A 22,911-nucleotide genomic window follows, 5' to 3' on the forward strand; every position below is an offset into this window, starting at 1 on the left:
GCGGCCTCTTCAATGGCCTGATCTGGCCGAAGACCGGCTCACGCCTCGCTCGCCTATGGCGCAACAGCGGCGTCACAACTTTCTTCCCCTGCCGGCTGCGCCGACATTCCTCGCGGGACAAGAAAGTTCCTCCTTTGCTGTCGGGCCCCAAGCCTACCCCAGCGAACTGGGGCCCCGAGGCTGGGGTGCGCCGCCGAGCGTCTCCGGCCCGTCGATCGCCATCGAGGCCGCAATGGTGCGGGCTCGAGACTTCAGATCGAGGAGAAATGACATGGCCACCATCGGCACCTTCAAGAAGACCGGCACGAACGAGTTCACCGGCGAGATCGTCACCCTGAGCGTTCAGGCCAAGAACGTCCGCATCGTCCCCGAGACCCGGGCCACCGGCGAGAACGCCCCCAGCCACCGCGTCCTGGTCGGTCGCGCCGAGATCGGCGCCGCCTGGTCCAAGCGCTCCAACGAGGGCCGCGACTATCTTGGTCTCAAGCTGGACGACCCGAGCTTCAACGCCCCGATCTACGCCAACCTGTTCGACGACGAGGACGGCGAAGCTTTCAGCCTCATCTGGTCCCGCCCCAGCCGCCGCAACGGCGACTGAGGCTCCGGCGACGCCCCGTCCGATCGATCCGGACGGGGCCTTCGTCGGCCAAAGCATCCGAATCAGGTTGCGGCCTCAACTACTCGAACGACCGCAATAGACGCTCTTCAGTCTGGCCCGAAAAGCCAAGAACGACTATTATAGCCGTAGTTCTGGCGTGCGCTGAGGTCCGAGTGGAGGTGATCATGCATGATCACCGCCCGACTGTCGCGGGCCGCACGCGCGCTGCTGGGTTGGACACAGGAGACGCTCGCTGACGAAGCCCGTGTATCACTGACCGCGCTCAAGCGCCTCGAGTCGGAGAGCGACTTGAAGGTGTACGAGAGCACGCGCGATCAGGTGCGCCGGGCATTCGAAGCGCATGGCATCGTCCTCTTGCAGTCCGACCAAGGTGAAGGGGTGATGCTCGTCCATGGCCGAAAAGCCGCCAGCGACATGCGGAAGAGAAAGTAGCGCCGGTCCACGACGGCCAACCCGCGTTGCGAGCCAGCAGCCATACCAGTTGCCGTCGAAGTCGGGCTTGGTTAACGCCATGCCGACACGAAGGGGCTCTGTGATTCCAGGTGGGGCGTCGTGACCAAGGCAGACTTCCTCGAACGACCGCCGGAGAGCGCGTCGATCACCGACTATGATCGGGCGCACATGACGCTCTACCTCCGTCTCATTGATGCCGCATCGGACGGCGCTGCTTGGGAAGAGGCCGTGTCGATCCTGTTCGGCATAGACCCGGCCGCCGAACCGGAGCGGGCCCGCCGCATCCATGACAGCCATCTCGATCGTGCGAAATGGATGACCCAGCACGGCTACCGCGAGCTCGCACACGAGCACCCGCGTCGTTGATGCGGGGGTGATGCCGCAGCGGCATCGCCCGTTTCCATTTCTCCGGCTTCCGCTTGCGCTTGCGTGGCGGAATCCTGCGCAGCGAAGCTGCTGCAGGTTTGCTGGCGGAGGATTCATGACCCCCGACATCTCGCACTGGCGATCATCCGAGCGCTACGAATACGTCGAAGGCCTCGTCTCGCCTGAACTCGCTTGGGAATGGCTGCGCCGGAACGAAGACTATCAGCGCGACTTCGAGGCCGCTCAGCTGGAACCGAACGCCGACACCGCAGCAACCGAGGCGACGAGGTCTCGATGGGGGCTGCGATTTCCTGTTGTCGCCTGCCCTCGACGCCAAGGAGGCCGCGCCCATCTGGGCACCCACCTCAAACACCGGCGTCGTTGTGCTGACCGCGCAGCCAGCCATCCTACCGAAGGATGCCAGACCGCCCGCCATTGACGCGGAGACAGCCGGTCAGTCAGACGCGCAAGGCTTCCACTTCCTTCACAGCCTCAAAAACGGCGAACGGCTTCAGATCCTGCGCCTCGCCGGCGTGAGCGCAGACGAAGGCGCGGCGGCCGTCATCCCGCTCGGCCCCGAAGGCTTCGATCGGCTCGAGGCCGTCGCCCGCCTCCTGAGTTCGCTCCATGGCCGCTCGATCCCTGCCGACACGCGGCTGACCAAGCAGCAGCGTCAACGTGCTCGACGGATGTTGCAGGCCGTCGACGGTCGTCTCAGCGGCGCCAGCTACCGCGAGATCGCGGCGGCACTGTTCGGCGCACGCGACCTCGCCGATGAACCCTGGAAAACATCCTCGCGCCGGTTCGCCACCATGGACCTCGTGCGCGGCGGCCTCGCAATGATCGCCGGCGGCTATCGACGCCTGCTGAGCCATCGCCGTCGACGCTAGCACGCCTAGTGTGGGGATTTGCTCCCGCCAGCTTCCCACTCCCTCCGCAACTTCGCGGTCCGCCAGGGTAGCCGCCAACCGCCGCTGTCCCCCTGCGGCTCTCGCGAACCCTCGGAGGCCCGATCATGTCACCCAATGGCGCCGGCGTGCCGCAACGCTTTCTCCGCACGCCTGAAGCGGCCCGCTTCCTCGGTCTATCGGATCGCACGCTCGAGAAGCACCGGACCTACGGCACCGGTCCCGCCTATCGCAAGCTTGGCGGGCGCGTCGTCTACGCGCTCGAGGACCTGAAAGCGTGGGCTGACCGCGGCTTCGTCACCTCGACGTCCGATCCGCGCGGGAGTGTCCTTCCCGCCAAGCGCCATGCCGCCGTCACGCCTGCCTTCGGCGGCGGCCAAGCCCGCTGAGCCGTCCGACATGTCCCCGCGGCAGCGCCCCCTCTCCTTGAGCGAACGATCGCGGCTCGACCCGTTCGTCGTCGCCACCGGCGACGCCAGTCCGCGCGACCAGCGCGATCTGATGGAGCGGCCCTTCTTCTCGCTCGCCAAGGCCAAGCGTACCTCACCGATCCACTACCAAGCCGGCGACATCCGCGTCGAAGTCTTCGCGGTCCCCGAGCATGGCATGGCGACCATCTGGGATGCCGACATCCTGATCTGGGCCGCGAGCCAGATCGTCGAGGCCGCAAACCTCGGCTTCCAAACGTCACGCTTCCTGCGCTTCACGCCGTATCAACTCCTGACCGCCATCGGGCGCCAGACGGGATCGCGCGACTATCGGCTCCTCAAGGGCGCTCTGGCGCGCCTTCAGTCGACGGTCATCCGCACCACGATCCGCAACGGCGAGCATTGGCGGCGTCAGCAATTCTCCTGGATCAACGAGTGGGGGGAATGCACGACGCGCGACGGCCGCGTAGAGGGCATGGAGTTCGTCCTGCCCGACTGGCTCTATCGCGGTGTCATCGACCGCTCGCTCGTCCTCGCCATCGATCCCGCCTATTTCCGACTGACCGGCGGCATCGAGCGCTGGCTCTATCGGGTCGCCCGGAAGCATGCCGGCCGTCAGCCAGCGGGCTGGACCTTCGAAATCGCGCACCTGCACGCCAAATCGGGGAGCCAGGCGCGCGTCTCCGACTTCGCCATCGACATCCGCCGCATCGTCGCCCGCCAGCCGCTGCCCGGCTATCGCTTGGCTCTGGAGCGCACCGGTCGTCAGGAACGCCTGCACATCCGCCCCATCAACTTGTCCACAGGCCCTGTGGATGGTGTTGTGGATGCGATCGGGACTTCGGGCGCAAATGGTATCGGGATTTCGGGCGCAGCCGCCTCGGGACTTCGAGCGCGGAAATCGCAACTAACCCTCTGGCCTGAAACGGCGATTCCGAGCCTTAACTTAGAATCTAACAACGAATCTAACTTCTTGTTGGAGCGGGGCGACGGTGGAAAACCACCCCACGGCCGACGGAGCGCGCGGTCATGATCGTCGCGTTGCTCAATCAGAAAGGCGGCGTTGGCAAAACGACGCTCGCCCTTCATCTCGCCGGCGAATGGGCCAGCCGCGATCAACGCGTCATGCTCATCGACGCCGATCCGCAGGGTTCTTCACTCGACTGGTCCGAAGCCCGCGCCCGTGAAGGCCTGCCCCGCCGGTTCGCCGTCATCGGACTGGCGCGCGACACCTTGCACCGCGAAGCGCCCGAACTGGCGCGCAGCGCCGATCATGTGGTGATCGATGGGCCGCCGCGCGTCGCCGGCCTCATGCGCTCGGCCCTGCTTGCCGCCGATCTCATCCTGATCCCGGTTCAGCCGTCGCCCTTCGACGGATGGGCGTCGGCCGAGATGCTGGCGCTGCTCCGCGAAGCACGCCTGTTCCGCCCGTCGCTTGTCGCGCGTTTCGTGCTCAACCGTTGTGGCGCGCGCACCATCATCGCACGCGAGACCGCCAAGGCGCTCGCCGAACACGATCCGCCGGTGCTGGCGAGCGCGATAGGCCAACGCGTCGGCTTCGCGGATGCCGCGCAATCCGGCCGCCTGATCTCGGAGCTCGATGGCCAGCGTGCCGGCACGCGCGAGATCGCAGCGCTCTGCGCCGAAGTTGCAAGGCTCGCACCATGACCAGGCGCAGCTTCGCCGCGCGGCCCGGCGACCCGGACACCTGGATCAAGGCCGCCGACGATCCGCGCGGCCGCAGGGCTGACGCCATCGCCTACACCGCGCGCCTCACGATCGACGTCACGCCGGACCTGCGTGGCCGGATCAAGGTCACCGCGTTCCAGCGCGGCCAAACCGTCGCGGACATGCTGCGCGAGCTCCTCGCGGGCGCGTTTCCTGCCGAGGGGGACGCGCCATGAGCCCTCCGGCAATTCATGGCGCAGCGGGCGTTCGGCCGTCATCACCTCCGGGTCGGCTCACCGAGGTCGAACTGGTCTGGCGCGAGAAGCAGATCGAGCACTGGATCCGCTTCGGCCATGCGGTCCACGAACAGATCCTCGACCGGCGGCGCCGCGTCCTCAGCTTCCCCGCCGGCGCTGTCTTCGCCTTCGTCCGCTGGGCGTCGAATGGCTTTGGCACCGTCGTCTCGCGCATCGACATCCTGCGCGCCGTCAGCGCGGGCGAAGGTTATCAGACGCTGCCCTCGGTGCGGCCCGGTGGTGAAATCCTGCTGCAAACGAGAGGCTGGCCGAGCGTCGAGCAGGTGCTGCTTCTGATCGACGCGATCGAAGCGCTCGACATCGATCCCGCCGAAGCTGCGCCTGACTATTGGCGCCATGTCCATAACCGGCTCGCCGCCGGGGACGCCCCGCGATCCTACTCCCGACAGCAGCACCGCGCCTGGCGCTTGCGACAGAGGGCCGAGCCATGACGCGCGCCGGCTACCTGCTGACGGCCACGGGCGCCGCGCTCCTGCTGATCACGCTGGCGATGGTGCACGTTGCACCGCGGCTCGTCTGGAACGCATCGGCCAGCGTCCCGGTCGGCCTCTATGAGATCGGTTCGGCTACGCCGCTCGAGGTCACCGACCTTGTCGCGGTCAATGCGCCAGAGCCGCTTGCCGCCTTCCTCGCGGACCGGGGTTATCTCCCGCGCGGCGTGCCGCTCTTGAAGCGCGTTGCCGCAGTTCCCGGGCAGACGGTCTGCCGTTCGGGTGGCGACATTACCGTCGACGGAATCACCGTCGGCAATGCGCTCGACCGCGACCGTCTTGGACGCACGCTGCCTATCTGGAGCGGCTGCCACCGGATCGGCGCGAGCGAACTCTTCCTCATGAACATCGGCGTCCGGGACAGCCTGGACGGCCGCTACTTCGGGCCTCTCGCCGTCAACACCGTGATCGGCCGGGCCACGCCTCTCTACACCGACGAAGACGGCGACGGTCGCTTCGTCTGGCGCGCGCCGACGCGGTGACGGCGCAGCCATGACCCGTTCCACCGCATCGCCAAGGAGGTTGCCATGAGTCTGATCGGAGAATTCACCCGCACCAAGAGCGGCTATGGCGGTCGCATTCGCACGCTCGCCCTCGACGCCGCTCTGGTGCTTGTGCCGGCGGAGCACTCCGACGCCGAGAACGCGCCCGACTATCGCGTTCATCTCGGCGACGACGCCGATGGGCCGGAAGTGGGCGCGGGATGGAAGCGCACCGGCGAGAAGGCAGGCGAGTATGTGTCTTTGCAGCTCGACGATCCGACCTTCGCACAGCCGATCCGGGCCAGCCTGTTCCAGTCGGCCGACGACAAGTCAGCGTGGGGTCTCTACTGGAACCGGCCAACCAAACGCAGCGAGCGGGACTGACCGATGCGCGCCTCCCATCGCCAGCCCGCTGCCGGAGCGAAAGGGGCCGCCCGCCGACTGCCCTTCCTTCTCCTTTCCGGCCTGGCCTTTGCCGGCGCGATGCCTGCGCCGTCTCTGGCGCAGACCTCGGTCATCGAGCGACCCGCTGCAGGCTCGCCCTACACACAAGCGGTCGCCGAGGCAGCGCGGCGGTTCGGCATTCCCGAGCGCTGGATCTGGGCTGTCATGCGCGTCGAGAGCGGCGGTCGTGTCCGCGCGGTCTCGCCCAAAGGCGCGATGGGACTCATGCAGATCATGCCCGCGACCTGGGCGGATCTGCGGGCACGCCACGGTCTGGGGGCCGATCCCTTTGACCCGCGCGACAACATCCTGGCTGGTGTAGCCTATCTGCGCGAAATGCACGACCGCTACGGCGCGCCGGGCTTCCTTACGGCCTACAATGCCGGCCCCGGGCGCTACGATGACTATCTCTCGGCTGGCCGCGCGCTGCCCGCCGAGACCATCGCCTACGTGGCCGCGATCGCGCCGTTGATCGGCAGTGACCCGCTCGCTGCCGGCGTCGCTGTCGCGATCGTTGACCCGCTCGCGTGGACTCGGTCTCCGTTGTTCGTCGCGCGCTCCAACGGCAGCGTTGCAGCAGAACGATCGCAGCCCGATCGTCAAAGGAACGGCAGCCGAACGGCAGATCCGCAGCAACCCCCAATCGCCGCTTCGACGCAGACGGCAGGCATCTTCGTGACCCGCGCCGATGATGGGGGGCGTCCATGACCAGAATCGCACTCCGGCGCGGTGTAGTGAGCTCCCGGAAAGAGGCGGCATGGGGCGGTTGGGGCCAGGCAGACACGACCAACAGACGGCGAGATAAAAGCGGCTCGCCACTAGCGAGCAAGCCATTGCTTTCGCATGGCTTTTCACGTGCCGGTCGGTCGGGGGCAGTGCCGGTTCCGGCTATTTTCCACGATATTTCAAGGACATTGCCGGCACTGTCCCGCGTTTGGCCCGCCGGAGGCCGGCGATGAGCGACGGCCACAGCGACTTCCGGGTCCGGCCGGGCCGCATCGGTTCGACGCGGGCGCCGAAACCCAAGAGCTTCATCAACCAAGTCCTGCGCGCCGCCAAGCGCTCGGGGCATGTCGGCACCGGCGGCGGTCCGGGCCGCAAGGCGGCCGGCTATGGCCGTTCGAGCTTCGGGCGCGGACGGATTGCCTTCAGCCGCGCGCGGCTTTTCAGCTCGTCGCGCCGCGTCGTCGTCAAGGCGCGGATCGCCCGCCACCAGGGCCGGGCCTTTCGGTCTGCGCCGCTCAATGCCCACCTCTCTTATCTCAAGCGCGACGGCGTCACGCGCGACGGTGAAAAGGCCGTGATGTTCGATGCCGACAGCGACCGCGCCGATGACGCTGGTTTCGCCGCGCGCTCGAAGGACGACCGGCACCATTTCCGCTTCATCATCTCGCCCGAGGACGCCGCCGAGTTGACGGACCTGCGCGCCTTCACGCGCGACCTCGCGCGCCAAATGGAAGCCGACCTCGGGACCCGGCTCGATTGGGTTGCGGTCGATCACTGGAACACCGACAATCCCCACGTCCACCTGCTGGTGCGAGGCGTTGACGCCCAGGGCGCCGACCTCGTCATATCACGCGACTACATCAGCCGCGGCTTGCGATCCCGGGCCGAGGATCTCGTGTCGATCGAACTCGGCCCGAAGCCGGAGCACGAGATCAAGACGGCGCTCGAGCGCGAAATCACGGCCGAGCGCTGGACGCGCCTCGATGTCGAGATTCGCATCGCCGCCGACGAGACCGGCTTCATCGACCTTCGTCCCGAGCAAACCGGCGCCGCTGATCTCCAGACCCGCCGGCTTATGATCGGTCGGCTCCAGCACCTGGAGAAGATGGGCCTCGCGTCATCCGCCAGCCCCGGCGAGTGGATGGTCGGGCTCGATGCCGAACGCCACCTTCGCGACCTCGGGCTTCGCGGCGACATCGTCAAGACCATGCACCGCGCTTTCGCCGAGCGCGGTGAAGATCGCGGAGTTGCCGACTATGTCATCGAAGGCGGCAGTGGACAGGCGCCGATCATCGGGCGGCTGGTCGATCGCGGCCTGCACGACGAGCTGACGGGCGAAGCCTATGCGGTGATCGACGGCACCGACGGCCGGGCCCACCATGTCAGGTTCCGCGGTGTCGAGGCCTTCGAGCACGCCCCTCCGATCGGCGGCATCGTGGAAGTTCGGCGCTTTGGCCGTGCCGATGAGCCGCGCCCGACACTGGTCCTCGCACCCCGGTCAGACCTCGATCTCAGCCGACAGATCACGGCGCCGGGAGCCACATGGCTGGACCATCGGCTGGTGGAGGCGGACCCCATGCCGCTGTCGATGGGAGGCTTTGGGCGAGAGGTGCGCGACGCCCTGCAGGCACGGGCCGAGCATCTCGCCGACCAAGGCCTCGGTCGCCGCCAAGGCCCGCGGATCATCCTGCAACGCGACCTCCTCGCCACGCTGCGGCGGCGCGAACTGGATGCGGTCGGGGCGCGCCTCTCCGCCGAGACCGGTCTGGCGCACATGAAGCCGACCGCCGGCGATCAGGTCGCCGGCATCTATCGCCAGCGCCTCAACCTCTCCTCCGGCCGCTTCGCGATGATCGAGAGCATGGGACGAGATGGGGGCCTCGGCTTCCAGCTCGTGCCCTGGTCGCGCGAGATCGAACGCACGCTCGGCCAGCATGTCGCTGGCGCCGTGAAGGACGGCGGCGGCATCGAATGGGGCCTCGGCCGCAAGCGCGGGCTCGCCCTCTAGCCAACAAGGAAGAAAGGACCGCCGCTGATGTCCGCGACGAAAATCCTCTGGGGCCAGGTCACCACCGTGTTCCTCATCGTGTTGCTCACGACCTGGGGCGCGACCCAATGGACAGCCTGGCGGCTCGGCTTTCAGGCGCAGCTCGGCACGCCGTGGTTCGAGCTGGCGGGTTGGCCGGTCTACTACCCACCCGCCTTCTTCTGGTGGTGGTACTTCTACGACGCCTATGCCCCGCCGATCTTTGTTGAAGGCGCAGTGATCGCCGCCTCCGGCGGCTTCATCTCCATCGCCGTCGCCATCGCGATGTCGGTATGGCGTGCCCGTGAGGCGAAGAATGTCGAGACATATGGCTCGGCCCGCTGGGCTGAACTCCGCGAGGTGAAGGCAGCGGGCCTGCTCGGACCCGATGGCGTCGTCCTTGGCAAGCTCGGTGACGCTTATCTCCGGCACGATGGACCGGAGCATGTCCTGTGCTTCGCACCGACCCGATCGGGCAAGGGTGTCGGCCTCGTCGTTCCCACGCTCCTCACCTGGCCGGGCTCCGCCATCGTCCACGACATCAAGGGCGAGAACTGGCAACTGACTGCCGGCTTCCGCGCGAGGCACGGCCGCGTCCTGCTTTTCGATCCCACCAACGCCAAATCGGCCGCCTACAACCCGCTCCTCGAAGTGCGACGCGGCGAGTGGGAAGTCCGCGACGTGCAGAACGTCGCCGACGTTCTCGTCGACCCCGAGGGCTCACTCGACAAGCGCAATCACTGGGAGAAGACGAGCCATTCTTTGCTCGTCGGCGCCATCCTGCATGTGCTGTACGCGGAAGAGGAAAAGACGCTCGCCGGTGTCGCCGCCTTCCTGTCGGATCCGCGCCGTCCGATCGAAGCCACGCTGAAGGCGATGATGACGACGCCGCATCTCGGCCCTGGCGGCCCTCATCCCGTTGTAGCGTCGACGGCGCGCGAACTCCTCAACAAGAGCGACAACGAGCGCTCGGGTGTTCTGTCCACCGCCATGTCCTTCCTAGGCCTCTATCGCGACCCGGTGGTGGCGGAGGTGACGCGCCGCTGCGACTGGCGGATCGCCGACCTCATCGCCGACGACAAGCCAGCAACGCTCTACCTCGTGGTTCCGCCATCCGACATCTCCCGGACGAAGCCGTTGATCCGGCTCGTTCTCAACCAGATCGGCCGACGCCTGACCGAGGATCTGCATGCGCGAGACCGGCGGCATCGCGTGCTGATGATGCTCGACGAGTTTCCAGCTCTCGGCCGCCTCGACTTCTTCGAGAGCGCACTCGCCTTCATGGCGGGTTACGGCCTGAAGTCGTTCCTCATCGCTCAGTCGCTGAACCAGATCGAAAAGGCCTATGGCCCGAACAACGCGATCCTCGACAACTGCCATGTGCGCGTGAGCTTTGCCACCAATGACGAGCGCACCGCCAAGCGCGTGAGCGACGCCCTCGGTACGGCGACCGAGATGAAGGCGATGCGGAACTATGCCGGGCATCGGCTCAGCCCCTGGCTCGGTCATCTGATGGTCTCGCGCTCGGAGACGGCACGACCGCTGCTCACCCCTGGCGAGGTGATGCAGCTACCGTCGACGGATGAAATCGTCATGGCCGCCGGTGTCCATCCCATCCGAGCCAAGAAGGCCCGTTACTTCGAGGATCGCCGCTTCAAGGAACGCATCCTGCCATCGCCCGACCCGGCGAAATGCGGGCGTTCGGCCCGAAAGGACGCCTGGTCCGATTTGAAGCCGCAGCGGCCCGACGCAGTGCTCGCGGCTGAGCTCGCCAAGGCGGAGGACGCTGCCAATGGCGGGCTGCGGCGCGAGCCGGAACTGCCCGACCATGTCGCGATCGCCAAGGAAACAACCGGACCTGCCGCGGCCGACGAGTTTTCCATCATGCTGGACGATGAGCCGGAAGACGCGGCGCGGCAGCGTCAGGCGCTGCGCCAGCAGATGCGCGGCGTGGCGAGACAGGTGGCGCTCGATCCCAATGACGGCATCGATCTGTGAGGCAACCATGCGCGACCGGATGAACGTTTACTTCCCGCCCGAGATGCTCCGCCAGATCGCCGATCTCGCCGACCGCAAGAAGCTCTCCCGCTCCGCGATCGTCGAAGCGGCGGTTGCGTCATTCCTGTCACCTGATGGCGCGGACAAGCGCGAGGCCGCATTCGCGCGCCGCCTCGATCGCCTGTCGCGCCAAGTCCAGCGCTTGGAGCGCGACCTCGGCGTCACCGCAGAGACACTGGCCCTCTTCGTCCGGTTCTGGCTGACGATCACGCCGCCCTTGCCGAACGATGCTCAAGCGTCAGCACAGGCCAAAGGGCGGGAGCGCTACGAGGGATTTATCGAGACGCTCGGACGGCGGCTACAAAAGGGGCAGAGCTTCCTGAGGGAAATACCGGACGATGTAGCGGGTGGCGTTGCCCGCAGCTCAATTGAGCAGGCCGACGCCGACTGACCATGAGCTGCCGCGCATTGCGGATGTCGTCGGGCCGTATCCCTCGGACTGACCTAAGCCTTCTCAGGGTCAGCCGACATTGCACCCAAAGCGCAGCGGATCCGCAATATGGATTTGAAGCTGGCGCGCCAGAACCATCGGTCCAAATGTCGTCCGGAAGCCAACGGTCCCGATGACAGACCCGGTCATGGTCTGGATAGGTGATCACGTCGACAGGCGCACGCGTGCCGACGACGAGGCAGCGGGTCGGACGATCGCTGCGGTTGTGGAGCCTATGACCGATCGCGGTGCCAGCCTTGAACTCCGCTGCATCGTCGGCGCGCAGGATGGTCTCGGTGTCGCCCTCGATCAGCGTGACTTCGCCGTCGAGTACATAAATCAGTTCGTCCTCGGCGCTGTGCCAATGCTTTAGAGACGATAGGGAACCGGGTTCGAGAACTTCGATGAGCGCGCCGAACTGCGTCAGCCCCGCCGCTTCGCTGATCCAGTGCGTACGTGCCGGGCCACAGACATCGCCTGGTTCTCGGCCTTCGGTCACGAAATGCTGTGGCGTGAAAACCGGCATGCCTAATCTCCATACGCTTCAACAACCACGTCGAAGCTCGCGGTCGGCATGACAGCTTCGAAGTAGAATTCCTCCGCCTCGTGCCACTGCCTTTCCCAAGATCCGATCGTGCCTTCGCGCGCGGCGAGGCGCACCTCGTCAGGCACTACGAGGACGATGCGCAAATCGAGAAACTCAACGAGTTCGGGCCTCGCGCCATAGACCCCCTCGAGGATCACGATTGGCCTAGGTTCCAGCCTCGTCGGTTCATCGCATAGGCGTCCGTCGAAAGCGTCCCAGTCGAACGCGCGCCAGTGCGCCGTGCAGCCTGCCGCAAGCGCCTCGAGCACCGATCGCTGCCTTGTCCAATCGATGCAAGCGGCCGCCCTTGATGCGGCGGTATCCGACCGAAGCTCAATCCCGCCCGCGTAGAAGTCGTCGCCCTCGATCACGCAGGCATCGAGCCGTTCGGCGAGCGCCCTCGCCATCGTCGATTTGCCGACACCGCTTCTGCCATCGACCGCAACGATGAAGGGCGAAACCTTGTGCTGCGCCGAGCCGGCAATCATGTCGGCTAGCGTTTCCGCATCGCCCACAACGGCAGGCCTCATATCCGCATCTCGCGCTCTGCAGATGGCGCATGTTGAGCAGGCAAGTCGTGCCTCACAGCACCTTCTCCACCTCATCGAGCAATGCTCTCGTCCCTTCTTCCCGGCCGGCGATGTTGCCGTCGAAATACGCGCCCTGTTCCGTCAATTCCAGCGCGTACCGGTGCCATCGGAATTGAAGCTGACCGTTACGAGCAACGACGACAGCGGCGCGTCAGCCATCGTCATGTGGTAGGCATAAGTGAGCGTGCTGCTTTCATCGACGTGCAGTCAGGTCGTCGCGTTCGTGAGAACGACGTCTGTGCCGGGCGGGCTGAACCGGCTGAACTCAACGGCGCCGGCAATGGTCGGTTCGGCTGGTTTATACTCGTGAATTGTCCACCCCTCGGCATAGACCAGCCACCTGCGCCGCGCCTCGGCTTGGGCGAGCGCCGCAAAGACCTTGGCGGGCGGTGTCGGATAGCGGCGTTCGACGGTGAAGCTGCCGTGCTGGATCGCGTTGCCCATGATCAGAGCCCTCCAGCGAGGGCTTCGAGTTGGTTGAGGCATGTGCCCCAGCCATCATGAAAGCCCATCTCCTCGTGTTTCTGGCGGTCTGCGTCCGACTTGTGGCGCACCAGCGCCCGATACCGGGTTCCACCCTCGACCCCCTCCATGGTGATGTCGACGGTCATGAAGGTCTCGGCATTCGGCCGGAACTCGGGCCCGACGGCATCTGTCCAGACCAGGCGCTTCTGAGGCTCAGCCAAGAGGACGCAGCCTGGCGTCTCTTCCATTTCGGCACCTTCCGGCGACGCCATCACGACCGAGAAGATGCCGCCGGCGCGGGGATCGATCGCAACACGCGCCACCGTCCAGGGTTTCGGTGCGAACCATTGCTTCAGGAGGTCGGGCTCCGTCCATGCCCGCCAGAGCTGGGCAGGACTGGCGGCAACCGTCCGCTCCAGCACGAGATCAAGTTTGGGATCAGCCTTCATCATTCTTTCCTTCGTCATTCAGGTTGTCGAGAAATGCGTCGAGGCGGTCGAGACGCGCCTCCCAGAGCGACCGCTGCTGGCCGAGCCAGCCTTCGGCGGCTTTCACCGTTTCAGGTTGCAGGCGACAGGTCCGGACGCGGCCGGCCTTGTCCGATGCGATCCATCCGCTCGCCTCAAGCACCTTCAGGTGTTTGAGGAAGCTCGGCAGCGCCATGTCGTGCGGCGCGGCGAGTTCCGAGACGGGTGCCGGACCCGCCGCCAGCCGGGCGATCACCGCGCGCCGGGTAGGATCGGAAAGCCCATGGAAAATCGAATTAAGGTTAGCCATGTGGCTATCTATTGACATCACGCCGAGCGAGTCAAGATAGCTAGCCATGTGGAAAGCTATCTTACTTAGGGTGGAACGACAGTCGTCATGCGGCGAGGCAATCTTGACGGCCGCCAACCGGAGGCCGGCCCCTGCGCCGGGCCGCGGCTGCGCGCCGCCCTCGCCCCGGGCGGTCGGATCTTCGTCGAAGGTGTTGAGATTTTTGGGGAGAAACTAAGGTGAGGATTGTGCACTTCGCCGCCGATCGAGCAGACGATGCGTTGTTCCTGGTGAATCTGTTGCGGCCGGCGCCGATCAAGCTGTCCGAGTTCTTCGCGCGCGACTCGCGTTGGACGGTGGGCGATCTGCGTCTGCGCTGGCTCGGGTATGAGGATGACCGTGCAGTCGCCTACGGGCAAATCGCCATCTCGCCCTATGCCCCGGCCGATCATCTTGCCATCCAGATCGCGGTCGACCCCGATCATCGGGGCTGCGGGCGAGGCAGCGACATGCTCGACCACTTGGAGCGCGAGGCGAACGGGCGAGGTTTCCGGGGACTCGTCGCCACGATCCCCGAAGCTGCATCGCATCCGCAGGCCTGGGCCCAAGCCCGCGGCTTTCGTCGCCATGCGCTGCACAGTGACAGTCTGCTCGACCTGCGGACCTTCCACCGTCAGGCGGATGTGCCTGCAGAAGTATCGCTCACCGACATGGCTGAAGCCACCGAGACGCAATGGCGAGAAGTGGCTGCGCTGTTGCAGACACTGATCGCCGATGCCCCCGACATGCGAGATCTGCCGCCATGGACCATGACTCGCTGTCTTTCGGTTCTACGCGAGACACCGGCCGCGCGGCCGGACTGGGTGATCATCGCGCGATCGGAAGGCGGGCCCGTCGGCCTCACCGTCGGTCACGCCATGGGAGAGGAGATCTATTCATACTTCACGGGCGTGATGCCCAGCTGGCGCGGCAGGCATGTCGGCCTCGCGCTCAAGCTGCGGTTGATCGGAGCGGCCCAGGCCCAGGGCATCGTGACGATGCGGACTACAAACCTCGACACCAATACCCCGGCGCTGCGCCTCAACGCATCGATCGGCTTTCGTCGCGCGCCCGGCAGCCTGGAATTGCGCAAGGCCTTGTCATCGATCGATCCAACTAGGGCCTGTTGACGTTTGAGGATTCCCAAATCGGTCTCGTGATTCAAGGTCACCAAATGGGAGGTAGCCTTTGAAGCGGTCATCCCGCCCAAATCCAACCGCCGCTTCCCGGCCGACTTCGACCGAGACACCTACAAATGGCGGCAACTGATCGAGAACTTCTTCGGGAAATTCAAAGAATACAGAAGCATCGCCGTGCGTTGCCGCAAGACCGACACAAGCTACAGCGCGTTCATCTCCATCCGAAGCGACCATCATTAGACTGAAGTGAACGTCAACAGGCCCTAGAGAAATCTCACCTCGACGGGTCGGCGCCGCGGCGTCTTCAGGCCGAATCAGCTCTGACAAGCCGCGTCTGTAAGCGTTCCAGCCCCGCCCTCACCATGTCGCCGTAGCCGCCCGCAGGAAGAGCCTCGGACCGCCCCAGCCCGAAGCGAGTGTGCGCTCGCGCGCGGTCTAGGTCGCCGAGGCGCCGGTATGCGTCGCCCACGTTGAGGTGCAGCGATGGAAGGAAGCTGGCGAGGTCCGGCTCGAGCGCGTCATGGTCCACGTCCTGCTCCTTCCCGGTTGCCGCCCTCAGGGCGAGCAAGTCCCAAGCCAGCTCGGCCTCCACCTTGTCCTCGGTGTCGGCGAGGAAATGCGCTATAGTGCAGCGTTGCGTTGGCGTGCCACGCTCGCCCAGCTCTTCCCAGAGACGTAGCAGAGCGGTGCGCGCCGTCGCGCGATCGCCGGAGTGCAAGATGGTGATGGCCTCCATGATCTCGGCCATGTCGGTTGGTTCCTGGCTCATTTCTCAAGCTCTAACCTAAGACCTGACCCGGACAAATTGACGACCGGCATCCAACGGATGGACGTTTTTGCATGGGGGCGAATGCGCGCGATCACGCCTTTACTCCGCATGGAAGGCGGTCGCGGAGCGATAACCAAGCCCGCCTTGTCGCCGGCGGCTTCTTCAAGCTCCTCGAAACATAGACCGACGTCCGCACGGCGAAGCAGTCGACACATACCGATGACTAGAAAGTTTGACCAGCTCGCTAAGCGGCTCCAACAACGGTCACAGCGCAGCGCTCGGCGCGCTCGCGGATCATTTCAGCAAGCCGCTCAACAGCCATGCTGTCCAACCCGGGACGCGAAAGCTCCGCAGCGACGACGGTTGCCTCCTCGCGGACGCCTTTGCTGATCTCTGCGACTCGCCTGCGTATCAGCGGCAGGCCGAGACCCGCGTCCGCCGCGAACGCTGCCCAGGCCTTCACGTCTAGTTCGGTGTGCGTGGCGCGTTTCCCGATCTTCATGGCGAATTTCGGCGAGAGATCGGGATAGGCAACGGTTGCCAGCAGATCATAGAGCGGGGCGAGACGCGGGCCTTCGGCGTCGTAGAGGATCGAGAAATTCTTGCCGTGTGCGTCGGCGTTCCCGGCGATCACATTGAAGATCACCGCATCCAGAAGCTTCAGCACATCGACGGCGGGGCGTGCGGCGACCTGGCGGAGAAGTGCAAAACAATCCTTGAAGGTCGGGCCGCCTTCGCTGGCGTATTTGGTTTCCGGCGGCACGCCGAGCGCCTGGCAGAAATCCTCCTGATGGATCCGGCGCACACCTCCATCGTCGCCAATGGCGCGGTCATAGCGCTGGACCAACAGAAACGTTCGATCCTGGACGGTGCGCGCTTCTACCGGCGCGACATCGAGACCAATTGCGGTAGCAAGGCGCATCACGAACGCCTCGTTCTCGGTCGTGGCCGTGAAGCGGGATATTGGGGGCTTGAGAATATGCGTCGTGGGCTGGCCCGGCGCAGGCAACGCCACCGCCCCGTCCACCAGAACCACAGGCACCTTCGATTGCGCGCCCGCGAGAGAGAGACGCAGGCCTTCCTCGCCTGCGAGCAATGGGCGGACGGGCAGCGCGTCCAGCACCCGGATCAGGCCTGCATCGTCAAGCCGGGTTGGTTTTTGATCGGGAGCAAGAGTGGCCGGACCTTCGCCCGGCGGCAGAAGCTGGAGCGCGCCCGCCACATCGCCGCCGAGGCGATCAAGAAGGGCGAAATCATTGGCGCGCGACACGCCGAGTGCCTGAGCCGCAGCATCGCGCTGGCTTTCCTCCGGCAATAGGCCACCGAAAAACGGGCGGCACTCGCGACGACTGAACGGCTCCGTCCGCTTTGGCAGTGAAGCGGACAAGGGCTGCGCCGCCTCGTCGTCCAGCCAAGCCCGCGCATAGGCGAAGCCGAGTTCACCGTGCTTGTCCTGCGTCAGCTGACCCACCAGGCGCCCGTCCCACCAGATATCGAGGGTGCGCGTCATCCCTTCCGCGCTCCTTTGGGGTCGGGCGGCGGTGTGATATCGAGCGAGCAGCCCAGCGCAGACAGGACCTGAAGCGTCTTGCCGATCTGTGCGGTCGGCTTGCCCGCTTCGAGATCGACGATGAAGCGCAGGCCGACGCCAGCTGCGCCGGCAAGCTCGTCCTGCCGCAGGCCAGCGGCCTTGCGGGTTGTCCGGACAATGTCGCCGATCTCGGCGGTGGTGAGGTTGCGTCTGGCCATGATATTTACCGAACGGGAAAGTATCATGGATTTCTGAAGAATGTCTATAAGAATCTCCCGCTCGGGAAAGCTTGCGCACGGGGTCGCTCCTGGGTCTGGATTATTCCCGCTCGGGAAAACGCGCCGGTCGGGAGCCTCAGATGCTGCCGCGGCTCGACGCCGGTCCGCCGATCACCTGTCTTTCTTCGCCACAGTACGATGACCCCCTGAGCGTTGTTGCAACGCCCCAATTCCTACCTTTCTTACTCATCCCCGATCCAGGGCCGCGCATCGCGCGGGCCCGCAAGCGAACGGGGACGACGTGGCGGTCAATCATCAGCAATCGGAAGCAGCCTCACGCGGTGCACGCATGTTGCGCACCGCGCTGGGGCCTGCGGTCGCCCGATTCCTGGAAGACCCCGCGATCGTCGAGGTCATGCTCAACCCCGATGGGCGGCTCTGGGTCGACCGGCTCTCTGACGGCCTGTCCGATACGGGGGAACGGCTTTCGGCGGCCGATGGCGAACGCATCGTCCGCCTCGTCGCCCATCATGTCGGCGCCGAGGTGCATGACCGTCGCCCGCGCGTCTCGGCCGAGCTTCCCGAAACCGGCGAGCGCTTCGAAGGCCTGCTGCCGCCGGTCGTGACGGCTCCGGTGTTCGCAATTCGCAAGCCTGCCGTCGCCGTCTTCACGCTCTACGACTATGTCGCCGCGGGCATCATGACGGCCGACCAGGCCGACATCCTCCGGCAGGCGGTCGCAGCGCGCGCCAACATCCTCGTCGCCGGCGGAACCAGCACCGGCAAGACCACGCTGACCAATGCCCTGCTGGCCGAGGTCGCGAAGACAACCGACCGCGTCATCGTCATCGAAGACACCCGCGAGCTGCAATGCCAGGCGCAGAACATCATCGCCATGCGCACCAAGGACGGCGTCGCGACCCTGTCCGACCTGGTGCGCTCCTCGCTGCGGCTGCGGCCGGATCGGATCCCGATCGGCGAGGTGCGTGGGGCTGAGGCGCTCGATCTGCTGAAGGCCTGGGGCACCGGCCATCCCGGCGGGATCGGCACGATCCACGCGGGCACCGCGCTCGGCGCGCTGCGCCGCCTCGAGCAGCTCATCCAGGAAGCTGTCGTCACCGTCCCCCGGGCGCTGATCGCCGAGACCATCGATCTGGTGGCCGTGCTCTCCGGCCGCGGCGCTGCGCGGCGTCTCGCCGAACTCGCCCGCGTCGAAGGGCTCGGGACGGACACCGACTACCGCCTTTCCCCCGCAACCCAGCCTCCCGACCCACAAGGAGAACCCGCATGATCCGACATATCGCGCGCGGCCGTCAGCGCCTCGCGACCGCCGCCACGGCGCTGACCCTGAGCCTTCTTCTGGCGCCCGCCGCCCACGCATCCGGCTCGTCCATGCCCTGGGAGGCGCCGTTGCAGTCCATCCTCCAGTCGATCGAGGGGCCGGTCGCCAAGATCATCGCGGTGATCATCATCATCGTCACCGGCCTGACGCTGGCGTTCGGCGACACGAGCGGAGGATTTCGGCGCCTCATCCAGATCGTCTTTGGCCTGTCGATCGCCTTCGCGGCGTCCAGCTTCTTCCTGTCGTTCTTCTCGTTCGGCGGCGGGGCGCTCGTCTGATGGCGGGCCTCCTGCATCATCCCGATGAAGTCGCGGGCTTCTCGGTTCCGGTCCACCGCGCGCTGACCGAGCATATTCTGCTGGGCGGCGCACCGCGCAGCATCGCCATCATGAACGGCACACTCGCCGGCGCTGTCGGTCTCGGCTTGCGGCTATGGCTGGTTGGTCTCCTCATCTGGGCGATCGGCCATTTCGCTGCCGTTTGGGCAGCAAAGCGCGATCCGCTCTTTGTCGAAGTCGGCCGCAGGCATCTGCGCATTCCGGGCCACCTCACGGTCTGAGGCGTGGCCATGATGAACCTCGCCGAGTATCGCCGCACCGCGACCCGCCTCGCTGATTTCCTGCCCTGGGCGGCGCTTGTTGGCGAAGGGGTCGTGCTGAACAAGGATGGCAGCTTCCAGCGCACCGCGCGCTTTCGTGGTCCCGATCTCGACTCAGCTGTGGCCGCCGAACTGGTGGCCGTCGCCAGTCGCCTCAACAACGCCTTCCGGCGTCTGGGCTCGGGCTGGGCGATCTTCGTCGAAGCGCAGCGTCACGAAGCCGCCTCCTATCCGGCAAGCCGCTTCGCGGACGCCGCCTCCGCCCTCGTTGATGCTGAGCGCAAGGCCGACTTCGAGGAAGCGGACGCGCATTACGAGTCGAGCTACTTCCTGACCTTTCTCTATCTCCCGCCTGCCGAGGACGCCGCGCGGGCGGAGACCTGGCTCTACGAGGGTCGCCAACAGTCCGGCGTCGATCCCCATGAAGCCCTCGCGGCCTTCGTTGACCGCACAAACCGCGTCCTCCAGCTCGTCGATGGCTTCATGCCAGAATGCCGGTGGCTCGATGACGGCGAGACCCTGACCTACCTGCACTCGAGCGTCTCAACGAAGCGTCACCGCGTCCGCGTTCCCGAAACGCCGATCTACCTCGATGCGCTTCTCGCCGATGAGCCGCTGACCGGCGGCCTCGAGCCGCGGCTCGGCGCCGCTCATCTGCGCGTGCTGACGATCAACGGCTTTCCAACGGCGACGACGCCAGGGATTCTCGACGATCTCAACCGGCTCGCCTTTCCCTATCGCTGGTCCACGCGGGCGATCCTCCTCGACAAGACGGACGCCACGAAACTGCTGACGCGCATCCGCCGGCAGTGGTTCGCCAAGCGCAAGTCGATCGCCGCAATCCTGAAGGAGGTAATGACCAACGAGGCCTCCGCGCTCGTCGATACGGACGCTGCGAACAAGGCGGCCGATGCCGACATGGCCTTGCAGGAGCTTGGCGCCGACTATGCCGGTCAGGCCTATGTGACCGCCACCGTCACCGTCTGGGATGCCGATCCGCGCACCGCCGACGAGAAGCTCCGCCTCGTGGAAAAGGTGATCCAGGGCCGCGACTTCACCGCGATGTCCGAGACCATCAATGCCGTCGATGCCTGGCTCGGGTCGCTGCCCGGCCACGTCTACGCCAACGTCCGGCAGCCACCGATCTCCACCCTGAACCTCGCCCACATGATTCCGCTCTCCGCAGTCTGGGCCGGGCCGGAACGGGACGAGCATTTTGGTGCGCCGCCGCTGCTCTACGGCAAGACGGAGGGCAGCACGCCGTTTCGCTTTTCGCTGCATGTCGGCGACGTCGGCCACACTCTTGTCGTTGGACCGACCGGCGCGGGCAAGTCCGTCCTGCTCGCGCTTATCGCGCTTCAGTTCCGGCGCTATCCGGGTGCCCAAGTCTTCGCCTTCGACTTTGGCGGCTCGATCCGCGCAGCCGCGCTCGCCATGGGAGGCGATTGGCATGACCTCGGTGGCAGCCTGACGGACGGCGCCGCGTCGTCGGTCTCCCTCCAGCCACTCGCACGCGTTCACGAGACCCATGAGCGTGCCTGGGCAGCCGACTGGATCGCCGCCATCCTAGCCCGCGAGGGCGTCACGATTACGCCGGAGGTGAAAGAACATCTCTGGACGGCGCTGACCTCGCTGGCGTCCGCGCCGATCCCTGAGCGCACGCTGACGGGCCTTGCCGTCCTCCTCCAGTCGAATGATCTCAAACAGGCGCTGCGCCCCTTTTGCGTGGGCGGTGCCTACGGACGGCTGCTGGACGCCGAAGGCGAGCAGCTAGGGGAAGCTGCGGTCCAGGCCTTTGAAACCGAGGGGCTGATCGGCGGCGGTGCGGCGCCGGCGGTCCTCGCCTATCTCTTCCATCGGATTGGCGATCGTCTGGACGGGCGGCCCACGCTCCTGATCGTCGACGAGGGCTGGCTCGCGCTCGACGATGACGGCTTCGCGGCGCAACTGCGCGAATGGCTGAAGACGCTGCGCAAGAAGAACGCGTCGGTCGTCTTCGCCACGCAATCGCTGGCCGACATCGATGGGAGCGCGATCGCTCCGGCCATCATCGAAAGCTGCCAGACGCGCCTGCTGCTGCCGAACGAACGCGCGATCGAACCCCAGATCACCACGATCTACCGGCGCTTCGGCTTGAACGACCGCCAGATCGAGATCCTCAGCCGGGCCACACCCAAGCGCGACTATTACTGCCAGTCGCGGCGCGGCAACCGGCTGTTCGAGCTGGGGCTCTCCGAAGTCGCCCTCGCGCTCTGCGCGGCATCCTCGAAAGGCGATCAGGCCGCCATCGAGGCGATCCTCGCCGAGCATGGCCGCGACGGCTTCCTGTCCGCCTGGCTGCGCGCCCGCGATGTCGGATGGGCCGCCGACCTCATCACCGATCTCACCAACCTGGAGCCCAAGCCATGATGATCCGACGCTCTCGCGCGGCGCTGTTCGCCGCAACCATCCTGTCGCTGCCCGTCGCCTTCTCGCCCGTGTTCGTTACTCCGGCAGCGGCGCAGTGGGTCGTTTATGATCCGACCAACTACGTCCAGAATGTCCTGTCGGCCGCGCGGGCGCTCGAGCAGATCAACAACCAGATCCAGAGCCTCCAGAACGAAGCGCAGATGCTGATCAACCAGGCCCGCAATCTCGCGAGCCTGCCCTATTCCTCGCTTCAGCAGCTCCAGCAATCGGTGCAGCGCACGCAAGCGCTTCTGGGTCAGGCACAGCGCATCGCCTTCGACGTGCAGCAGATCGACCAAGCCTTTCAGAGCCAGTACGGCAACATCTCGCTGTCGACTTCGGATCAGCGTCTCGTCGCCGATGCACGATCGCGCTGGCAGAACACGGTCGGCGGCCTTCAGGACGCGCTGCGCGTGCAGGCCGGTGTCGTGGGCAATATCGACACCAACCGCGCCGAGATGGCGGCTCTGGTCGGGCAGAGCCAGGGTGCGACCGGCGCGCTTCAGGCAACCCAAGCCGGCAACCAGTTGCTCGCGTTGCAGGCGCAGCAACTCGCAGACCTGGTCGCTGTGGTCGCTGCGAACGGCCGAGCGCAGGCGCTTGTCGATGCCGAGCGCGCCGCAGCCGCCGAACAAGGCCGTGAACAGCGCCGCCGGTTCCTGACGCCCGGCTCCGGCTATCAGCCCGGCAACGCCCGGATGTTCCCGAACGGCAACTGAGGACAGCAGGATGGACGGCAAGACGCTGGCCCGCGTGGGCGCAATCATCTTCGTCTCCGTCGCGATCACCGCAACGGCGATCGAGATGACCCGGAAAGAGGAAAGGCCAGCGGCTCGGCCGACGCCCGTGCTTGAGGAGGCGCCGGACCCGCTGCGCGAGGGCCAGCGTCGGTGCCAGCAGATGGGGGAAGCCGCGGCCAGAGACAGCGCGTGTCTGCGGATCTGGGCCGAAACCCGCGACCGTTTCCTTGGCACCCGCACCGCACCACAGCGCGCCAACGAAGGGCGGTGAGCC

31 protein-coding genes are annotated in these 22,911 nt (G+C 66.0%); 23 read left to right on the top strand and 8 right to left on the bottom strand.

Annotation, left to right across the window (positions count from 1 at the left end):
- Positions 1-271: 271 nt before the first annotated feature.
- The 16 genes from ACK4FH_RS14175 to ACK4FH_RS14250 all read left to right on the top strand — a co-directional run bounded on the left by ACK4FH_RS14175 (position 272) and on the right by ACK4FH_RS14250 (position 11,377).
- A complete protein-coding gene (locus ACK4FH_RS14175; RefSeq protein WP_011579875.1) occupies positions 272-598 on the top strand; it encodes a DUF736 domain-containing protein in 327 nt (108 codons plus the stop codon).
- A 189-nt stretch (positions 599-787) separates the two neighbouring features.
- On the top strand, positions 788-1,051 hold the full coding sequence (locus ACK4FH_RS14180; protein ID WP_409802278.1) for a helix-turn-helix domain-containing protein: 264 nt from the start codon (positions 788-790) through the stop codon (positions 1,049-1,051).
- A 120-nt stretch (positions 1,052-1,171) separates the two neighbouring features.
- Positions 1,172-1,438: a DNA -binding domain-containing protein gene (locus ACK4FH_RS14185; RefSeq protein ID WP_409814888.1), complete on the top strand. Its 267-nt coding sequence runs from the start codon at positions 1,172-1,174 to the stop codon at positions 1,436-1,438.
- A gap of 115 nt (positions 1,439-1,553) precedes the next feature.
- On the top strand, positions 1,554-1,877 hold the full coding sequence (locus ACK4FH_RS14190) for a transcriptional regulator domain-containing protein (RefSeq protein WP_409814891.1): 324 nt from the start codon (positions 1,554-1,556) through the stop codon (positions 1,875-1,877).
- Entirely contained in the window at positions 1,822-2,328 is a 507-nt protein-coding gene (locus tag ACK4FH_RS14195) for a DUF2285 domain-containing protein (protein WP_409814893.1), read from the top strand. Before ACK4FH_RS14190 ends, ACK4FH_RS14195 begins: the two co-directional genes overlap by 56 nt.
- Before the next feature lie 125 nt (positions 2,329-2,453).
- A complete protein-coding gene (locus ACK4FH_RS14200; RefSeq protein WP_011579870.1) occupies positions 2,454-2,735 on the top strand; it encodes a helix-turn-helix transcriptional regulator in 282 nt (93 codons plus the stop codon).
- Between the two features lie 10 nt (positions 2,736-2,745).
- Positions 2,746-3,807 (top strand): replication initiator protein A, encoded by a 1,062-nt coding sequence (locus ACK4FH_RS14205; RefSeq protein WP_099095825.1) that lies wholly within the window; start codon positions 2,746-2,748, stop codon positions 3,805-3,807.
- Entirely contained in the window at positions 3,804-4,442 is a 639-nt protein-coding gene (gene parA / locus ACK4FH_RS14210) for a ParA family partition ATPase (protein ID WP_409814897.1), read from the top strand. The genes ACK4FH_RS14205 and parA overlap by 4 nt, the downstream gene beginning before the upstream one ends.
- Positions 4,439-4,678, top strand: coding sequence for a hypothetical protein (locus ACK4FH_RS14215; protein ID WP_409802268.1), 240 nt, complete (start codon positions 4,439-4,441; stop codon positions 4,676-4,678). The genes parA and ACK4FH_RS14215 overlap by 4 nt, the downstream gene beginning before the upstream one ends.
- Positions 4,675-5,190, top strand: a complete 516-nt coding sequence (locus ACK4FH_RS14220) for a DUF2840 domain-containing protein (protein ID WP_409814900.1) — start codon at positions 4,675-4,677, stop codon at positions 5,188-5,190. Before ACK4FH_RS14215 ends, ACK4FH_RS14220 begins: the two co-directional genes overlap by 4 nt.
- Complete coding sequence (locus ACK4FH_RS14225; protein ID WP_409814902.1) at positions 5,187-5,732, top strand: S26 family signal peptidase; 546 nt, start codon at positions 5,187-5,189, stop codon at positions 5,730-5,732. The genes ACK4FH_RS14220 and ACK4FH_RS14225 overlap by 4 nt, the downstream gene beginning before the upstream one ends.
- A gap of 45 nt (positions 5,733-5,777) precedes the next feature.
- Positions 5,778-6,116 carry a DUF736 domain-containing protein gene (locus ACK4FH_RS14230; protein WP_409814904.1) on the top strand — a complete coding sequence of 113 codons (339 nt, stop codon included), beginning with the start codon at positions 5,778-5,780 and terminating at the stop codon, positions 6,114-6,116.
- A gap of 3 nt (positions 6,117-6,119) precedes the next feature.
- The gene (locus ACK4FH_RS14235; protein WP_409814907.1) at positions 6,120-6,884 is read left to right on the top strand and encodes a lytic transglycosylase domain-containing protein; all 765 of its coding nucleotides are present in this window, start codon (positions 6,120-6,122) and stop codon (positions 6,882-6,884) included.
- A gap of 247 nt (positions 6,885-7,131) precedes the next feature.
- The gene (locus ACK4FH_RS14240) at positions 7,132-8,910 is read left to right on the top strand and encodes a relaxase/mobilization nuclease domain-containing protein (protein ID WP_409814910.1); all 1,779 of its coding nucleotides are present in this window, start codon (positions 7,132-7,134) and stop codon (positions 8,908-8,910) included.
- A 27-nt stretch (positions 8,911-8,937) separates the two neighbouring features.
- Complete coding sequence (locus ACK4FH_RS14245) at positions 8,938-10,926, top strand: conjugal transfer protein TraG (RefSeq protein ID WP_409814913.1); 1,989 nt, start codon at positions 8,938-8,940, stop codon at positions 10,924-10,926.
- A 7-nt stretch (positions 10,927-10,933) separates the two neighbouring features.
- On the top strand, positions 10,934-11,377 hold the full coding sequence (locus tag ACK4FH_RS14250; RefSeq protein ID WP_409815334.1) for a CopG family transcriptional regulator: 444 nt from the start codon (positions 10,934-10,936) through the stop codon (positions 11,375-11,377).
- On the opposite strand, the gene ACK4FH_RS14255 is transcribed toward ACK4FH_RS14250, so the two are convergent.
- The 5 genes from ACK4FH_RS14255 to ACK4FH_RS14275 all read right to left on the bottom strand — a co-directional run bounded on the left by ACK4FH_RS14255 (position 11,262) and on the right by ACK4FH_RS14275 (position 13,882).
- Positions 11,262-11,942: a cupin domain-containing protein gene (locus ACK4FH_RS14255; protein WP_409814916.1), complete on the bottom strand. Its 681-nt coding sequence runs from the start codon at positions 11,940-11,942 to the stop codon at positions 11,262-11,264. The genes ACK4FH_RS14250 and ACK4FH_RS14255 overlap by 116 nt on opposite strands.
- 2 nt (positions 11,943-11,944) lie before the next feature.
- Entirely contained in the window at positions 11,945-12,532 is a 588-nt protein-coding gene (locus ACK4FH_RS14260; RefSeq protein WP_409814919.1) for a uridine kinase, read from the bottom strand.
- A gap of 267 nt (positions 12,533-12,799) precedes the next feature.
- Positions 12,800-13,036: a hypothetical protein gene (locus ACK4FH_RS14265; protein ID WP_409814921.1), complete on the bottom strand. Its 237-nt coding sequence runs from the start codon at positions 13,034-13,036 to the stop codon at positions 12,800-12,802.
- 2 nt (positions 13,037-13,038) lie between these two features.
- Positions 13,039-13,509 carry an SRPBCC family protein gene (locus ACK4FH_RS14270; RefSeq protein WP_409814924.1) on the bottom strand — a complete coding sequence of 157 codons (471 nt, stop codon included), beginning with the start codon at positions 13,507-13,509 and terminating at the stop codon, positions 13,039-13,041.
- A complete protein-coding gene (locus ACK4FH_RS14275; protein WP_409814927.1) occupies positions 13,496-13,882 on the bottom strand; it encodes an ArsR/SmtB family transcription factor in 387 nt (128 codons plus the stop codon). Before ACK4FH_RS14275 ends, ACK4FH_RS14270 begins: the two co-directional genes overlap by 14 nt.
- Positions 13,883-14,052: 170 nt before the next feature.
- Between ACK4FH_RS14275 and ACK4FH_RS14280 the strand changes: the two genes are divergently transcribed.
- The gene (locus ACK4FH_RS14280; protein WP_409814930.1) at positions 14,053-14,982 is read left to right on the top strand and encodes a GNAT family N-acetyltransferase; all 930 of its coding nucleotides are present in this window, start codon (positions 14,053-14,055) and stop codon (positions 14,980-14,982) included.
- Positions 14,983-15,295: 313 nt separating this feature from the next.
- Here ACK4FH_RS14280 and ACK4FH_RS14285 read toward each other — a convergent pair whose 3' ends face one another.
- From ACK4FH_RS14285 to ACK4FH_RS14295, 3 genes are all read right to left on the bottom strand, one after another.
- The gene (locus ACK4FH_RS14285) at positions 15,296-15,739 is read right to left on the bottom strand and encodes a hypothetical protein (protein ID WP_409814932.1); all 444 of its coding nucleotides are present in this window, start codon (positions 15,737-15,739) and stop codon (positions 15,296-15,298) included.
- A gap of 265 nt (positions 15,740-16,004) precedes the next feature.
- Positions 16,005-17,270, bottom strand: a complete 1,266-nt coding sequence (locus ACK4FH_RS14290) for a type II toxin-antitoxin system HipA family toxin (RefSeq protein WP_409814934.1) — start codon at positions 17,268-17,270, stop codon at positions 16,005-16,007.
- Entirely contained in the window at positions 17,267-17,509 is a 243-nt protein-coding gene (locus ACK4FH_RS14295) for a helix-turn-helix transcriptional regulator (RefSeq protein WP_409814937.1), read from the bottom strand. Before ACK4FH_RS14295 ends, ACK4FH_RS14290 begins: the two co-directional genes overlap by 4 nt.
- Before the next feature lie 301 nt (positions 17,510-17,810).
- Between ACK4FH_RS14295 and trbB the strand changes: the two genes are divergently transcribed.
- Genes trbB through trbK-alt form a run of 6 tightly spaced genes read left to right on the top strand, consistent with a single transcriptional unit; the run spans position 17,811 to position 22,908 of the window.
- On the top strand, positions 17,811-18,800 hold the full coding sequence (gene trbB, locus ACK4FH_RS14300; protein WP_409814939.1) for a P-type conjugative transfer ATPase TrbB: 990 nt from the start codon (positions 17,811-17,813) through the stop codon (positions 18,798-18,800).
- Entirely contained in the window at positions 18,797-19,129 is a 333-nt protein-coding gene (locus tag ACK4FH_RS14305) for a TrbC/VirB2 family protein (RefSeq protein ID WP_409814941.1), read from the top strand. The genes trbB and ACK4FH_RS14305 overlap by 4 nt, the downstream gene beginning before the upstream one ends.
- Positions 19,129-19,410, top strand: coding sequence for a VirB3 family type IV secretion system protein (locus ACK4FH_RS14310; protein ID WP_066664194.1), 282 nt, complete (start codon positions 19,129-19,131; stop codon positions 19,408-19,410). The genes ACK4FH_RS14305 and ACK4FH_RS14310 overlap by 1 nt, the downstream gene beginning before the upstream one ends.
- A gap of 9 nt (positions 19,411-19,419) precedes the next feature.
- Positions 19,420-21,858, top strand: coding sequence for a conjugal transfer protein TrbE (gene trbE / locus ACK4FH_RS14315; RefSeq protein ID WP_409814944.1), 2,439 nt, complete (start codon positions 19,420-19,422; stop codon positions 21,856-21,858).
- Positions 21,855-22,616, top strand: a complete 762-nt coding sequence (gene trbJ, locus ACK4FH_RS14320) for a P-type conjugative transfer protein TrbJ (RefSeq protein ID WP_273511592.1) — start codon at positions 21,855-21,857, stop codon at positions 22,614-22,616. The genes trbE and trbJ overlap by 4 nt, the downstream gene beginning before the upstream one ends.
- 10 nt (positions 22,617-22,626) lie before the next feature.
- A complete protein-coding gene (gene trbK-alt, locus ACK4FH_RS14325) occupies positions 22,627-22,908 on the top strand; it encodes a putative entry exclusion protein TrbK-alt (RefSeq protein WP_409814947.1) in 282 nt (93 codons plus the stop codon).
- The last annotated feature ends 3 nt before the right edge of the window (positions 22,909-22,911 follow it).

Origin of the sequence: Parvibaculum sp., assembly GCF_046297875.1 — a bacterium.
Taxonomy (GTDB): domain Bacteria; phylum Pseudomonadota; class Alphaproteobacteria; order Parvibaculales; family Parvibaculaceae; genus Parvibaculum.